The organism is Winogradskyella thalassocola (assembly GCF_900099995.1).
GTDB lineage: Bacteria > Bacteroidota > Bacteroidia > Flavobacteriales > Flavobacteriaceae > Winogradskyella > Winogradskyella thalassocola.
The window spans coordinates 1,439,491-1,455,171 of the sequence record NZ_FNCZ01000001.1; the positions used below are offsets into that span (position 1 = coordinate 1,439,491).

The window sequence follows — 15,681 nt, forward strand, 5'->3', positions numbered from 1 at the left end:
CGCGCTAACACTCAAGATATTAGGGATGGCAAATATAATAAAAGTTAGTAATCGAGGTTTTTAAATGTATTAACAAATCATTAAGATTAGGTGAGATATATGTTAGATAAGAATTGCAATCTCGGCTTAAATTATTGTAGTTTAATTTGTTAGCCGAACGTTTTTGTAATTATAAAAATGTTTATTAATTTTTTAAAATTATTGTTTTTTACAAATAAGTTTTATATACGCATTTAGGATTGTATTGGCTAGAAAACAAAAAAAGCGCATCTTATAAAGATGCGCTTTTAGTTATTGTGATATAAGTTTTAAACTTATCTAATGATAACTTTTTGAGTTCTGTTGCCAGTTGTATTTTGTAACTGTACAACGTAGATGCCAGCAGTAAGATTAGAAGCGTCAATACTATGCTCTGTATTATCAGCATTTAGTGATTGTGTTGTTACTAATCTCCCTTGGATATCAAACAATTTAAATGCTGTTTGGCCTTCTAACTGTCCTTTTACAACAATTGATTTAGGGTTTGCATTTACAAAAATTTCTAAACCATTTAATAAATTGTCATTTACACCAAGTGTCGTTTGTCCAAAATGTAAATAGAAACGACCAGTGTTGTTTAACGTAGTCGCAGAAATAAACGTGTAGTCACCTTCTAATAGATTCGTAAATGAATTGGCTACATTATCTTCTAAAATTACAGTAGTCCCTTCAGGAATATTATGTTCTGCAATACTAACGACACCTTGTTCACCTTGTGCAATATTAATTCCTAAAGGAATTGTTACATTGCTTAAGGCAGAATAGCTAACAGCTTGTGCTGCTAAGTTTCTTCCTGTGTTATCTTCTACAAGACGAGAATAGATTGAGAAGGCAGGAGCAATAGCTTCAAACATTTCAGAATCGTAACCAGGGTCCATACTTAATGATGCATTATCATTAAAGTATAATGCCGTTTGGTAAGCCCCATTTCCTTTAGCAACTTGAATATTTAAATGTGCTAAATTCTGATTTTCAGCTCTACCACTAATAAAATCATCAGTTGTTCCTATTCTTCGCATTTCTGGTGTGAATTGTATTGTAGCTCCATCAGATTTTGAGGCTACAAAAAATCCTTGTCCTGGTGCAATACGTGCTGTAGGATTGGCATCCGAGTACGCTTGGTTCCATATAGTATATCCTGTTAAAACATCACCTTTATAACCATATACTCCAGAATTTGAAGCGCTGAATTTAGTGCCATTACTTGCTAAAAAGCTAGAAAGGCTTAAATAAGATGGGTAAGGGTTTCCTATAAGATTAAATGTACTTAGAGCACCTGCTGTAATAGGAACAGATACAAATCCTGTTTTAACATCACCAACAAATTCAAAAGTAGAACCTGTAGGAGTGTTTGAAGCTGTTCTATAACCAATTCCAGATGTAATTACGTTTGAGTAATCAGATGGAGTATAGTTAATAAAGTCATTTAAAGTGTTATTATCAAAAGGACCAAATAGAAATGCAGGATCACCACCAATGGTACCAGAAGGAATATCTGCATTAGCTGTTACTAAGGCAAGAAATGTTTGACTTGAATTCGTAACTGGGGCAGAAATTAAATCATTAGCACCAGTTGTAGAACCTGAGCTTGCAAATTGATTCACGTGACGGTTATAAGTTACTTCTCCAGTAATGTTATCTGTAATTAAACTAGAGTATGATGTTGAAACCGAATTTAACTCTAATGTTCCATAATTTGCAACTGCAGAATTGGTTTTAAGAGATTTTCCAGAGGCAATATTTACTTTAGCGTTTTCATTAATAATGAAGTTGTTGATTTCAACTTGAGCGGGTACTATATATTCACCGCTAATAACGTACGCATTGTTCGCGCCAGTAGTGTTGCTCGGAGTTCCACCTTTCCAACCCGCGAAGGTTCCATTGTCTATATGAATAAAACCATCAAACACACTAGTTATTTTAAAATTGTCAAAACCAGTAAAGCCATTTGTATCATTTCTATTTTTAACACTGATTTCTAAAGCTACAGTACTTACAGAACTTGGAATACTAATAGTAACTGTACCTTCATCAGTGTCAATAGCTCCATTACCATCTACTAGATAAACTAAAGGCTCAGCTACACCATCATAAATCAACGTGTAACTTGCATCACTATCATCGTTTTCATAACCATGTACATCCCAATCAAATGATAAGGTCACATTCTCTAAGGCACTAATATTAATAGTTTCAAAAGTCATTACTGCAAAATCAGCTGTTCCATTGTCTCCTTCGTCATTAATATCGTTTTCTCCAAAAATATTACCAGAGAAAGAAGGATTATCTAATGGAGACGCAATTGCACTATCAATTATTCCGTAATAACCATCAATTCCCCAACTATTATCAAAAGTGTCAACGTTAGTTGAATAAGTCCATTCTGGTGTAGTGCCATCAAAATCTTGATTGGCAACAGTGATTAATGGTCCGGTAATGTCAAAATTGTTACTTACTGCAGGTAAAGGACTATATACTATCATAGCCGCAACAAGTTGTTTCTCTGTAAATATGACATTGTCTAAAACAGCCAATCCATTTGTCATCGTATAAAAACTAGGACTAGGGTCCATAGTACCCGTTGCTGTAAGAGAAATAGAAGAGTTGTAATCAAGATCTTGGCTACCATTACTATCTACAGCTAAAACTGTTGGGAAAGGTGTCATGATTTCAAACTGGTTTGTATCTGTAGGTTGTTGGTCAAAAGCCATCGCCGTTGCAGTAACCTCTATTCTGTTATCATCACCAGATATTGATGTTAAAGCTCCGCCTGCATCAAACGCTTCGAAGGTAGATCCAATAAAAGGATCTGCTGTTGCAGATGTAACAGTTAGTTGAAATTGCTCGTTGTCATTTACATTAGTATTAAAAGTTGCATAAACATCAAAAGTTTTTGAACCACCGTCTGTTGTAGAAAGTCCTGATATACCTGTAAATGATGCAGATCCAGATGCTACTGTTGCTTCCGATATGTTAGTAGCTTCATCAAAAATAGCTAAAGTCTTAAGGTTCTCACTATTTGAAATCCCAAATTCAAGATCTGTTAAAATTGTACCAAGAATATCGCCATCAGTTAAATCATCTCCACCATCCAAAATTACAAACTCACCAACTTTTATGGCATTAGCAGTAGTTAAACCAGATGCTACAGAATAAGCGCTGTAGTTAATATTATCACTTGGATCAAAAGCTGTCGCTTTTATATTTGATTCTGTGCTATTAAAAGTAACACTTGTTATAGTTCCTATAAGTCTTAAGCCTGGAGTTGCTATACCAAAATCTGACCAAGCAGCTTTGGCAGGTATTCTTAACCAAGAATTAGCATTTGATGCATTCCATGCATAAAGTCTAAACGTTATAGTCCCGCCAGTTCCTGAATTGATACTTAAACCTGTAAAATTAAAATCAGATGCCGTTGTTGGTGATGATTGCGCTGTTGTTACAGGAAGACCTGTCGTTGCGAAATTATCTAAACTATAGTAAACTCTAAAACTTTGAGGTCCAGTTGCAGCTCTTCGTAATCTAATATCTAGCTCTGTAATTTCGATGTTATTAGATCCACTTGCAGTCGTTGACCATTGAATATAGTCATTATTAGTCACTGCTTGAGCTCGTGTAGTAGCATCCCATCCATTTGAAGTGAAATTGGCAGCAGCAGTAGATAATGCTATACCAGAACCTCTAGTAAAACCTGTTGATGATATTGAAGCATCACTACCAGAAGTCGTAGGTCCAACTATATTGGCGCGATCTACAGTTACGATTGTCTGGCTAAACCCAAATGAGAAAAGGGTTACCAAAAAATAAAAAATGTAAGTTTTTTTCATAAGTTTTATTGTTTAGTCTTAAAAAAAACCATCGTATCCATTTGATTGATACGATTTTCGGGTTGATTTTAGAACGGTCAAAGTTAATGAATTTTGTGAATAAACAAGCATTTCTCTTGAAATATCATAGATAAAAAGGATTCAAACGAAGCTTTTTTTCTTGCTAGACATTACGGTAGTGTTATTATTTTTTACTTAACGATGAAATTTTATATATCATTTTAAAGCTATATTTCAAGTTTTTTTAAATTATCATACCCTTAAGGTCTTTAAATGACGGCTATTATATCTAATTACATTAAGATAGTCTTGGATTTTGTTTTAGATTTGTAAATTATAATGAAATACTCTATTAAAATAGTAGAGTAGTAAATATAAAGAGGCTGTCTATAAATAAATTGCAATTCGGGCTTAATGAAATTTAGTAAACGACATGTTGCCAAAACCATAACGTGGCGCATTATAGGTACGTTAGATACGTTATTATTATCTTGGTTTATATCTGGTGATTTTTCCATTGGTGTTCAAATGGGGGCTTATGAGATGGTTACTAAAATGGTATTGTATTATGTGCACGAAAGAGTTTGGTTTAAGTCTGCTATAAAGTCATCTAATAAACGCCATATATTAAAAACGTTTTCATGGCGTGGAGTAGGGACATTAGATACTATCATTTTAGGTTGGATAGTTACAGGAAATCCATTAGTAGGTCTTAAAATTGGTGGTGCCGAAGTGGTGACTAAGATGTTATTGTATTTTGGACATGAGAAATTATGGTATCGAATTAATTTTGGGTTAGATAGAAGAAATGAAAAGAAGCGATTAAATAAACTTAAAAACTAAAGTGAACTATGAGTTTGAATACAGTTAGACATGATTATAAGATTACAAAAACAGATCGCGAGAAGCTACATAGTCATCGCTCTTTTTTATTGTGGTTTACAGGTTTGTCTGGTTCTGGGAAGTCCACCTTAGCGAATTTAGTAGAAGTAGAATTACATAAAAAAGGCATTTCAACGTTTAGTTTAGACGGAGATAACATTAGACAAGGCATCAATAAAGACCTTAGTTTTGCTCCGGAAGACCGTACTGAGAATATCAGAAGAATTGCTGAAATTGCGAATCTAATGGTTGATGCTGGTGTCGTGACCTTAGCAGCTTTTGTGTCTCCTTATATAGAAGATAGAGAAAACATTAAAACCATAGTTGGTAGCGAGAATTTTATTGAGATTTATGTGAATACTTCTTTGGAGGAGTGTGAACGTAGAGATGTAAAAGGTTTATATAAAAAAGCACGAGCAGGAGAAATTAAAAATATGACTGGTATTTCGGCACCTTATGAAGCTCCCGTTAATCCAGATATAGAAATTGTAACAGATCATCAAGATATAGAAATGTCTGTTCAAACTATTTTAGACTTTATTATTCAAAAATTAAAATAAAAAACATGAGTAATTACGTAATTAATCATTTAAAAGAATTAGAATCAGAAGCCATTTTTGTGATCCGAGAGATTGCATCACAATTCGAAAATCCGGTTTTGTTATTTTCTGGGGGTAAAGATTCAATTTTACTAACCCATTTGGCTAAAAAAGCTTTTTTTCCTGCAAAAATACCGTTCCCTTTAATTCATATAGATACAGGTCATAATTTTCCTGAAACAATTGCTTTTCGTGATGAATTAGTAGAGAAACTGGGGGTTAAACTTATAGTAGGTTCAGTACAAGAAGCTATTGATAATGGTCGTGCTAAAGAAGAAACAGGTGCAGATGCGTCCCGTAATTCACTTCAAATCGTGTCTTTATTAGATACTTTGGAAGCGTATAAAGTAGATGCGGCGATGGGTGGAGCACGAAGAGATGAAGAAAAAGCACGTGCTAAAGAGCGTTTCTTTTCACATAGAGATGAATTTGGACAATGGGACCCTAAGAACCAAAGACCAGAACTTTGGAATTTATTTAATGGTCGTAAAAACTATGGGGAGCATTTTAGAGTGTTTCCTATTTCTAACTGGACAGAAATGGACGTTTGGGAATACATAAAACTTGAAAATATAGATCTGCCATCACTTTATTTTTCGCACCAACGCGATTGTGTGGTGAGAGACGGAGTGATTTTAGCAAATTCGGAATTCATTAAATTAAAGGAAAACGAAGAAGTTGTAAACATGACGATTCGTTACCGAACTTGTGGAGATATGCCAATTACGGGTGCTGTAGAATCGGAAGCAGATACCTTAGATAAAATCATTGAAGAAATTGCGACTACTAGGACTACTGAACGTGGAGGGCGTGCCGATGATAAACGTGCTGAAACGGCAATGGAAGATCGTAAAAAACAAGGTTACTTTTAAAATATAAATAGAAATTAGGTTGAGACTTTAGAAATCAGGTTGATTAAAAAACGAGAACTAAAGCTTAGCAACTAAAAACTAACAACGATTAAAAATGGATTATCAAGATATAGAATTATTACGTTTTACAACAGCAGGAAGTGTAGATGATGGCAAAAGCACATTAATTGGACGTTTGTTGTATGATAGTAAATCAATTTTTCAAGATCAGTTAGATGCTGTGGAAGCCTCTAGTAAATCTAAAGGTTTTGATTATGTAGATTTATCATTACTTACAGATGGATTAAAATCAGAACGAGAGCAAGGCATTACTATAGATGTGGCCTATCGTTATTTTGCGACTCCAAAGCGTAAATTCATCATAGCAGATACGCCCGGACATATACAATATACACGTAATATGGTTACTGGTGCTTCTACAGCTAATTTAGCTATTATACTTATTGATGCTCGTAAAGGAATGTTAGAACAGACGCATCGTCATGCATTTATTGCGTCTTTATTACGTATACCGCACGCTATTGTGTGTGTTAATAAAATGGACTTAGTAGAGTACAGCGAGGATGTATATAACGGAATAGTTTCAGATTTTAAAGCCTTTTCATCAAAGTTAGGTATTAGTGATATTCAGTTTATTCCTATTTCGGCTTTAAATGGGGATAACGTTGTTAACCGTTCTGAGAACATGGATTGGTATGGCGGAAGTACTTTAATGTACCATTTGGAAACCGTACATATTTCAAGCGATCATAATTTGGTAGATTGTCGTTTCCCTATTCAGTCTGTGATTCGTCCTCACACCTTAGATAATCAGGACTACAGAGGTTTTGCAGGTCGTATTGATGGAGGCGTATTCAAGCCAGGCGACAAGGTAAGGTCGTTACCTTCAGGCTTTGTATCTACTATAAAAACTATTGAACTTAATGGCGAACAAATAGCTGAAGCATTTGCACCTATGTCTGTAACGATGACTTTGGAAGACGAAATCGATAACAGCCGTGGAGACATGATTGTTCGCGAAAATAATGTACCTGAAGTGAGTCAAGATTTAGAGGTGTTAGTGACTTGGATGAGTACTAAACCAATTCAGGCACGTACAAAGGTGGTAATTAAACATACCACAAACGAATCTATTGGCATGGTTAAAGAATTAAAGTATAAAATAGATATTAATACATTACACAGAATAGAAGGCATTGATAAGGTGGAGATGAATGATATCGCTCGCTTGTCTATTAGAACAGCTAAGCCTTTGTTTTATGATGCGTATAAGAAGAATCGTCAAACCGGAAGTATCATTATTATAGACGAGCAAACCAATGAAACTATTGGTGCTGGAATGATTATTTAATAATTCAGTTTGTAGTACAGAATTGTCCCCTTGAGGGGACTTTAGGGGTGTTTTTCAATCAAGAGAATCTTATACTTGCTTTTTAATATATGAACTAAAACCTAAATACGGGAACTACAATCAACAATCAAAACGTCATTGCGCAAAGTGAGGAAAGATCGACATGGCAATCTTATTATAATGAAATCCGAACCAACAAACAGCAAGAAGCCAAAAGCTAAAGGCTAACGGCCAAAAGCCAATAAAGTATGAATAAAAATTTAAAAATTGCAATCGAAGCAGCCCTCGAAGCCGGAAAAGTAATTCTAGACATCTATCATTCCGATGATTTTGAAGTGGAACTTAAAGGAGATAATTCACCTTTAACTAAAGCAGATTTAGCGTCGCACGATGTAATTATGTCGCATTTGAAAGCAACAAATATTCCTGTGTTATCCGAAGAAGGAAAATCTATTCCTTACAATGATCGTAAAGATTGGAGTCAATTATGGATTGTAGACCCTATAGATGGTACCAAAGAGTTTATTAAACGCAACGGTGAGTTTACGGTAAACATTGCACTCATAGAAAATCAAAAAGCAGTTATTGGTGTTATCTATGTGCCAGTTTTAGGAGATCTTTATTTTTCAACTAGCGACAGCGGTGCATATAAAGTAAAGGTGAATCTCGAAGATTATAATGTAGGCACTTTAGTAAGTCAAGCTAGTAAATTACCTCTAGAAAGAGAAGACAAAACCTTCACGGTTGTAGCAAGTCGCTCACACATGTCTCCTGAAACGGAAACTTATGTTTCTGAGATGCGAGAAAAGCATGGTGACGTCAATCTAATTTCTAAAGGAAGCTCATTAAAATTGTGTATGGTTGCAGAAGGGCAAGCAGATTGTTACCCGAGATTCGCTCCTACTATGGAGTGGGATACTGCTGCCGGACAGGCTATTTGCGAACATGCTGGTTTTGAAGTTGTAGATTGGATTTCAAAAGAGCGCATGTTATACAACAGACAAGAATTGTTGAATAATTGGTTTTTGGTAAAGGGATTGAAGTAAATTAAAGTAACTCTAAACATTGAAATAATAATTTGAAAAATAGGAGTTTTACTAAGGTTTTTTGTGCTCGTAATGTCATGTAATATTTTGAAACTGAAAAAGTCCTAATTTTATTTTTAAAGTTGAAAAGGCTAACAAGTATTATATTTTATTAGCTTTGCGGACTTAAATGAAATTTGATTTTAACTATTTAGTTTATAGTTTTTATGAGTAAAGTTGCCTTTATAACAGGAGTTACAGGACAAGATGGAGCCTATCTTAGTGAGTTTTTATTAAAGAAAGGATATGAGGTTCATGGCTTAAAACGTCGCTCGTCATTATTTAATACCGATAGAATTGACCATTTATATCAAGATCCACATGTAGATCATCGCAATTTTTATCTGCATTATGGTGATATGACAGATAGCACTAATCTTATTCGGTTGATTAAAGAAATTCAACCCGATGAGATTTATAACCTAGCCGCAATGAGTCATGTGGCTGTGTCGTTCGAAATTCCAGAATATACAGGTAACGCAGATGGTTTAGGAACGTTACGGATTTTAGATGCCGTACGATTATTAGGCTTAGAAAATAAAACGAGAATATATCAAGCGTCAACATCTGAGTTATACGGTAAAGTACAAGAAGTTCCACAATCTGAAACAACACCATTTTACCCACGTTCACCTTATGCTGTAGCAAAAATGTATGCTTATTGGATCACGGTAAACTATCGTGAAGCTTATAATATGTATGCATGTAATGGAATTTTGTTTAATCACGAATCACCAATTAGAGGGGAAACGTTTGTCACACGAAAAATCACGAGAGCAGTATCACGAATTGCCCTTGGGTTGCAAGACAAATTTTATCTAGGAAACCTCGATGCTCAAAGAGATTGGGGACATGCAAAAGATTACGTTCGTATGATGTGGATGATCCTTCAAGCTGATGAAGCAGAAGACTGGGTAATTGCAACGGGAAAAACGACAAGAATCCGTGATTTTGTACATATGAGTTTCGCCGAAGTCGGCATAGAATTAGAGTTTAAAGGTGAAGGCGAAGCAGAGAAAGCTTATGTCGTAAAATGTAACAATCCAAAATATCAAATCGAAATCGGTAAAGAAGTCTTAGCGGTAGATGCACGCTACTTTAGACCAACTGAAGTGGAGTTATTGATAGGAGATGCTTCAAAAGCCAAGACTAAATTAGGATGGGAATGTAAGTATGATCTTAACGATTTGGTTAAGGACATGATGCAAAGTGATATAAAACTCATGAAAGAACAGCAATACCTTGAAGAAGGTGGCTATAAAACCTTAAACTATTTTGAGTAAGATAGCTAAGGATACAATAATCTACGTAGCCGGACATCGTGGTATGGTAGGCTCTGCCGTTTGGAGAGCACTTGAAGCTAAAGATTATACCAATCTCATTGGCAAAACTAGTGCTGAACTCGATTTACGTAATCAGCAAGCAGTAATTGATTTTTTCAATAAAGAACAACCAGACGTTGTTATAAATGCGGCAGCAAAAGTAGGTGGGATACTCGCTAATAATGAGAATCCTTATCCATTTTTAATGGAAAACTTACAGATACAGAATAACCTGATTGATACAGCTCATAAGAAGGCTGTTTCAAAATTTGTGTTTTTAGGAAGTTCTTGTATCTATCCAAAGTTTGCTCAACAACCTTTAAAAGAGGAGTATTTACTAACGGATAGCTTAGAACCAACTAATGAATGGTATGCTATCGCCAAAATAGCAGGAGTAAAAGCTTGTGAAGCGATTAGAAAACAATACGGTAAAGATTTTGTAAGCTTAATGCCGACAAATCTTTATGGTCCTTTCGATAATTTTGATTTAAAAAGCTCTCACGTGTTACCTGCCATGTTACGGAAGTTTCATGAGGCTAAAGCAACCAATGCCCCAGTAACATTATGGGGAAGCGGTACTCCAATGCGCGAGTTTCTGCATGTGGATGACTTGGCACAAGCCGTAGTGTTTGCTGTAGAAAACGTATTACCAGAACATCTTTATAATGTGGGTACTGGTACCGATGTTACTATAAAAGAATTGGCAGAGACAATTCAGTCTATTGTTGGACATAATGGCGAGCTTGTATGGGATAGTTCTAAACCCGATGGTACACCTCGTAAATTAATGGATAGTTCTAAGTTAGAGAAATTGGGATGGAAATCTACTATTGGTTTAAATGAAGGAGTTCTTAAAACTTATAATTGGTATTTGGCGAATTAAGAGCCTGTTAAACAAAAATATAAAATACAATAATATAATGAAACGATTGCTTTTAGTTGTTGGAACAAGACCAAATTACATAAAGATTACCCAATTCAAAAAAGTTGCAGAAGAGAAGTTTAAGAATCAATTTGATATTAAAATTGTTCATACAGGCCAACATTTTGATAAAGCAATGGCGGATGATTTTTTTAAACAATTAGATATATTTCCGGATTTCGCATTAAATATTCCTCAAAGTACGGCTAATAACCAAATAGGCGAGATTATTATACGTTTAGAAGAAACTGTGAATGATTTTAGACCAGATTTAATAATCGTACCTGGAGATGTTAATTCAACTTTGGCAGCGGCCATAACTGCTAATAAGATGAATGTACCGTTAGCTCATTTAGAGAGCGGTTTGCGTAGTTTTGACAGAAGTATGCCTGAAGAGATCAATAGACTCTTGGTTGATGAAATTACTGATCATTTCTTTGTTACAGAACAAAGTGGTGTTGATAATTTGATTAAAGAAGGGAAGCCAGCAGAGCAGATTCATTTTGTGGGTAATACCATGATTGATACTCTTGTTGCTTTTGAAGATTCTATAAAGTCTCAATCTGTTTTGGCTGAGTATCAGCTAAAAAAGGATGAGTTTATATTAATGACAATTCACCGACCAGCAACAGCTGATAATAAAGAAGGCTTAATACATTTATTAGGTTTGTTAGAAAAACTAATAAAAAAACATCAAGTAGTATTTCCGATGCACCCAAGAACTTTAAATAATATTTCAAAGTTTGGATTAAAAGCAGAATTTGATGATTTAAAGAATTTAACAATTACGGGGCCTTTAGATTATTTTAGTTTTCAAAACCTTATTCATAATTGTAAAATGGTTTTAACAGATAGTGGTGGTATACAAGAAGAAACAACTTTTAAGTTAAAGCCATGCCTAACATTGAGACCAAATACAGAAAGACCAAGTACTATCACTGAAGGTTCAAATACATTGTTAGATTTTGATATTGATAAAATATTAGAACATATAGAAACCATAGAATCTGGGACCTATAAAAATAGTCGTGTTCCAAAATTTTGGGATGGGAATGCTACTGAGCGTATTTTGGAAGTGATAAATAGCGTGATTAATAAGTGATTTGGCTGTTGGTTGAATTGTTTTTAGATAAAAAACGTTATAACAGGTAGGTTTATTTTTTGTTATACTCCCATTGTAATTATTATGAATAAATCGAATAACTCAAAACTACTTAAAAGTGCTATAGCTTGGTCTTCTTTTGGACAAGCAGGGACACAAGTATTAAGTTTTGCTTTTGGAATAGTGCTCGCAAGATTACTATTGCCTTCTGAGTATGGGCTACTTGCAATGGTTGTGGTTTTTACCGGTTTTGCTGCTATATTTAAAGATTTAGGTTTTGGAGCTGCAATTGTGCAGCGTAAATCGATTGATGATAATGATTTATCAACAAGTTTTTGGCTAAATGCTGCTATAGGTTGTTTGTTATTCGTTCTTTTTTATTTTTGTGCACCATTTATTGCTATTTTTTATGATAATGAGCTGTTAACTAGTTTGGTGCGTGTTGTATCGGTCAACTTTATTATTACCTCTTTTGCGTCAACTCATCAATCTCTATTAATTAAAAGAGTTGATTTTAAAACTAGAACAAAAGTTATTATTTATGCTTTACTCATAAGTTCTGTTTATGGTATTGTTTTGGCTTATTCAGGTTATGGTGTATGGGCTTTAGTCTATTCATTATTATGTAAAAGTACTGTTGAATTAATTGGCTATTTTGTATTAGTTAAATGGAGACCAAGCTTTGTTTTTAGTAAAGAATCATTCACTAACCTTTTTAGCTTTGGTTATAAAGTTACTTTAAATTCTTTTTTGGGATATTTGAATCGTAATTCTGATAATCTAGTTATAGGTAAGTTTTTAGGCGAAAGTAGTTTAGGGATTTACTCTAGAGTTTATGGAATAATGATGCTTCCCTTAAGGAATATTTCTAATAGTTTTAAAACAGCGCTTTTTCCAATTTTTGCAAAAATTCAGGATGACATAGAAGAAATTAAGCGCTTATACTTTAAGTCGACAAAAATGGTTGCATTTATTGTTTTTCCTTTAATGTTTGGTCTTTCTGCGGTAGCAGAACACTTTACTTTATTTTTGTATGGAAAAAACTGGATAGATATGGTGCCTATTATGGAAGTACTATGCGTGTTTTCTGGATTTCAAAGTATAATGACATTTAATGGTACTATTTTTTATTCTTTAGATAAACCAGAATATGAAACTAAGATATTTGTAATAACAACTCCTATAATACTTCTCTCTTTTGGTTTGGGTATTTATTTTGGCGGTTTATTAGGTTTAGTTTGGTTTTATGGAATCACATCGCTTTTATTGATGGTTTATAAATTGTCTTATGTAAAGCGTTTGATTAATATGTCTTATATAAACTTTTTTAAAAATTTATATAAGCCTATATTCTTCTCAAGTTTAATGTATTTATTTGTTTTAGCAACACATATGCTAATCGATAACTATTTAGAGTTACAAATCTTAATGTTAATAATTGAAACTATAAGTGGCGCATTAATTTATATATTGTTAAGTTACTTCTTTGATAAAACTTTCTTTATAAATCTTCTAAAAACTAAATTTCGATGATAAACCCATATTTACATAAATTCTTAAACTTGTTACCTTATGATGAGAGAACAAAATTTAGAGACTTATCTGCTATAAAATCGGAAGACAGATCTGCCAAAAGTAAAATTTTGAATTTTTATAGTTCAGTGGATAACATTGGGAACTTTACTCCAGTTATGGGAATTCATCAGATATTAGGCGAGGATCTAGATACGTGGTGTGCTCATGATAAAAATATAGATTGGGATTTCATAAATAAAAATTATGAAAGAATTATTGTAGGGGGAGCTGGTTTATATCATGTGAGTTTTACAAATTTCTGGAAAGAACTAAATGAGAAAAGTAATATACCATTTATTATTTGGGGTGTTGGTGGTATTTTTCCTAAGGCAAAAGATATGCTGTCTAATGTTGACGGAAAATTATTGAGTGCAGTGCATGACAAAGCAGATCTAATTAATGTAAGAGATGATATTTCTGCAAATTTAATAAATACTACTAACGTAGATATTGCTCCATGTCCAACTATTTATTTATTAAATAGTTTGAGAAATAAAAAAGTAGAAAATAATAATATACTTTATAGTTCGCATGAAGAGTTATTGAATGCTGAAGATAAAAAAGTAGTTGAGAGGTTTTTGGGGGCAAAAGATAAGTATCTTTTTACTGATAACATTCAGTATAAATATTACGGTTTAGATAGAGTTCTCAATAAATATTACAAATCAAACCATGTAATAACAACAAGACTTCATGGTGCTATTATTGCCTACGGCTTAGGAATTCCTTACACAGCAATTAGTTTTGATTATAAAATAGAAGAATTTAATAGGTTATATGGTAATGGTACTATAATTAATGATATTAGAGATATGTCTGATTCGGTTATGGACTATCAGAAAGTTAATAATAATGAGGTTGTGCCTGACTTGTCTGGAATTAATAGATTTGCAGAGAAAGTAAAGCTATGGATAAAAGATTAACGTGTGAAAATCTGTGTAATTCAATATAACTTAGGTGCAACATCAGAAACCTTTTTAACAAGACATATTAACTTGTTAAAACATCAGTTTGATGTGTCTTGTATTACGGGGAAAATTCATAATAGTAAAATTCTTGATGCATCAAAAACTTATGAATACACTAAGGTTAAGTATATAGATTTACTGTACAATAGGCTTTTGTTTCGGTTAAATAAGAGTTCTTATATATATTCTAATTCTATTTTTAAAGGAATAAAAAAGATACAACCAGATCTTATTGTATTTCAATTTGCCTTTTTACCAGTATTGTGCTATACAAAAGTTGCAGAACTAGATATTCCTTTTGTTATTATTCATCATGGTACAGATTTAAATAATGCTAGATTAGATAAAGCATATCATAACAAGTTAAAACTAGTTTGGAAGCATGCAAAGTCAGTAGTGTTTGTGTCTCGTTTTTTGTATGATGAGGCTCTTAAATTAGGCTTAGATAAAAATAAGGCTGAGGTTATTTACCTTGGTGTTCCAATTAAAAAGGTTGAAGAGAGGGTTAAAAAAGACAAGCAATTTAACATACTTACAATTGGTAGATTAGTAGCTGTAAAAAATCAAGCCTTTTTAGTTAAAGCATTTAAGATATTTAATAACCTGTATCCAAATTCAAAATTAACAATTATTGGAGATGGTCCATTAAAAGATAATATAACAGTGTTAATAAAAGAGTTAGGTTTGTCAAATAATGTGTTTTTAACAGGTGCATTAGCATTTTCTCAAGTTGAATCATATATAGACAAAGCAGATGTTTTTTGTCTAACAAGTAAAAAAGTTTTGCTAACCAATAGTTGCCAAGAAGAGGGCTTGGGTTTAACACTAATAGAAGCTTCTTTAAGAAAAGTACCTTTAATTGGTACAAAAAGTGGTGGTATCCCAGAAGTTATTTCTCATACCGAAAATGGTTTGTTAGTGGATTCCGATAACACAAAAGAACTGTTTAAGGCTTTAGAGTATTTGCATTTAAACCCAAAAAAGGCTAAAGCCATGGGAGAAAAAGCCTATGAGATTGTTTTAAAAAAGTTTGATGAAAATAGTCAAATAGAGGAATTTGTAAAAGTTTATAAGGGCACTAGTAAAGATGTTTAATTCAATTGAATTTAAGTTTTTTTGCCAATGGGATTTACGTAA

At 33.4% G+C, this 15,681-nt stretch carries 12 protein-coding genes; 11 read left to right on the top strand and 1 reads right to left on the bottom strand.

Translation table 11 applies throughout. The features are described 5' to 3' along the window. Positions 1–314: 314 nt before the first annotated feature. Positions 315–3,866 (bottom strand): T9SS type A sorting domain-containing protein, encoded by a 3,552-nt coding sequence (locus BLT80_RS05835; protein WP_092466620.1) that lies wholly within the window; start codon positions 3,864–3,866, stop codon positions 315–317. A 414-nt stretch (positions 3,867–4,280) separates the two neighbouring features. Between BLT80_RS05835 and BLT80_RS05840 the strand changes: the two genes are divergently transcribed. From BLT80_RS05840 to BLT80_RS05890, 11 genes are all read left to right on the top strand, one after another. Next, positions 4,281–4,709, top strand: a complete 429-nt coding sequence (locus BLT80_RS05840; RefSeq protein ID WP_092466621.1) for a DUF2061 domain-containing protein — start codon at positions 4,281–4,283, stop codon at positions 4,707–4,709. A gap of 8 nt (positions 4,710–4,717) precedes the next feature. Next, positions 4,718–5,308, top strand: a complete 591-nt coding sequence (gene cysC / locus BLT80_RS05845) for an adenylyl-sulfate kinase (RefSeq protein ID WP_092466622.1) — start codon at positions 4,718–4,720, stop codon at positions 5,306–5,308. Between the two features lie 5 nt (positions 5,309–5,313). Continuing rightward, on the top strand, positions 5,314–6,219 hold the full coding sequence (gene cysD / locus BLT80_RS05850; RefSeq protein WP_092466623.1) for a sulfate adenylyltransferase subunit CysD: 906 nt from the start codon (positions 5,314–5,316) through the stop codon (positions 6,217–6,219). Positions 6,220–6,313: 94 nt separating this feature from the next. Beyond that, positions 6,314–7,570: a sulfate adenylyltransferase subunit 1 gene (locus BLT80_RS05855; RefSeq protein ID WP_092466624.1), complete on the top strand. Its 1,257-nt coding sequence runs from the start codon at positions 6,314–6,316 to the stop codon at positions 7,568–7,570. 248 nt (positions 7,571–7,818) lie between these two features. Next, a complete protein-coding gene (cysQ, locus tag BLT80_RS05860) occupies positions 7,819–8,616 on the top strand; it encodes a 3'(2'),5'-bisphosphate nucleotidase CysQ (RefSeq protein ID WP_092466625.1) in 798 nt (265 codons plus the stop codon). A gap of 206 nt (positions 8,617–8,822) precedes the next feature. Beyond that, positions 8,823–9,938 carry a GDP-mannose 4,6-dehydratase gene (gene gmd / locus BLT80_RS05865; RefSeq protein WP_092466626.1) on the top strand — a complete coding sequence of 372 codons (1,116 nt, stop codon included), beginning with the start codon at positions 8,823–8,825 and terminating at the stop codon, positions 9,936–9,938. Between the two features lies 1 nt (position 9,939). Beyond that, a complete protein-coding gene (locus BLT80_RS05870) occupies positions 9,940–10,860 on the top strand; it encodes a GDP-L-fucose synthase family protein (protein ID WP_092466897.1) in 921 nt (306 codons plus the stop codon). 37 nt (positions 10,861–10,897) lie between these two features. Further along, positions 10,898–12,001, top strand: a complete 1,104-nt coding sequence (wecB, locus tag BLT80_RS05875) for a non-hydrolyzing UDP-N-acetylglucosamine 2-epimerase (protein ID WP_175455549.1) — start codon at positions 10,898–10,900, stop codon at positions 11,999–12,001. 84 nt (positions 12,002–12,085) lie between these two features. Then, a complete protein-coding gene (locus BLT80_RS05880) occupies positions 12,086–13,534 on the top strand; it encodes an MOP flippase family protein (protein WP_092466628.1) in 1,449 nt (482 codons plus the stop codon). Further along, on the top strand, positions 13,531–14,499 hold the full coding sequence (locus BLT80_RS05885; RefSeq protein WP_092466629.1) for a polysaccharide pyruvyl transferase family protein: 969 nt from the start codon (positions 13,531–13,533) through the stop codon (positions 14,497–14,499). Before BLT80_RS05880 ends, BLT80_RS05885 begins: the two co-directional genes overlap by 4 nt. A gap of 3 nt (positions 14,500–14,502) precedes the next feature. Next, on the top strand, positions 14,503–15,639 hold the full coding sequence (locus tag BLT80_RS05890; protein ID WP_092466630.1) for a glycosyltransferase family 4 protein: 1,137 nt from the start codon (positions 14,503–14,505) through the stop codon (positions 15,637–15,639). Positions 15,640–15,681: the final 42 nt, after the last annotated feature.

Coding starts and splice junctions, on each gene's coding strand:
- BLT80_RS05840 (WP_092466621.1), top strand. CDS start 4,281: ATGAAATTTAGTAAACGACATGTTGCCAAAACCATAACGTGGCGCATT.
- cysQ (WP_092466625.1), top strand. CDS start 7,819: ATGAATAAAAATTTAAAAATTGCAATCGAAGCAGCCCTCGAAGCCGGA.
- BLT80_RS05855 (WP_092466624.1), top strand. CDS start 6,314: ATGGATTATCAAGATATAGAATTATTACGTTTTACAACAGCAGGAAGT.
- cysC (WP_092466622.1), top strand. CDS start 4,718: ATGAGTTTGAATACAGTTAGACATGATTATAAGATTACAAAAACAGAT.
- BLT80_RS05885 (WP_092466629.1), top strand. CDS start 13,531: ATGATAAACCCATATTTACATAAATTCTTAAACTTGTTACCTTATGAT.
- BLT80_RS05835 (WP_092466620.1), bottom strand. CDS start 3,866: ATGAAAAAAACTTACATTTTTTATTTTTTGGTAACCCTTTTCTCATTT.
- BLT80_RS05880 (WP_092466628.1), top strand. CDS start 12,086: ATGAATAAATCGAATAACTCAAAACTACTTAAAAGTGCTATAGCTTGG.
- wecB (WP_175455549.1), top strand. CDS start 10,898: ATGAAACGATTGCTTTTAGTTGTTGGAACAAGACCAAATTACATAAAG.
- cysD (WP_092466623.1), top strand. CDS start 5,314: ATGAGTAATTACGTAATTAATCATTTAAAAGAATTAGAATCAGAAGCC.
- gmd (WP_092466626.1), top strand. CDS start 8,823: ATGAGTAAAGTTGCCTTTATAACAGGAGTTACAGGACAAGATGGAGCC.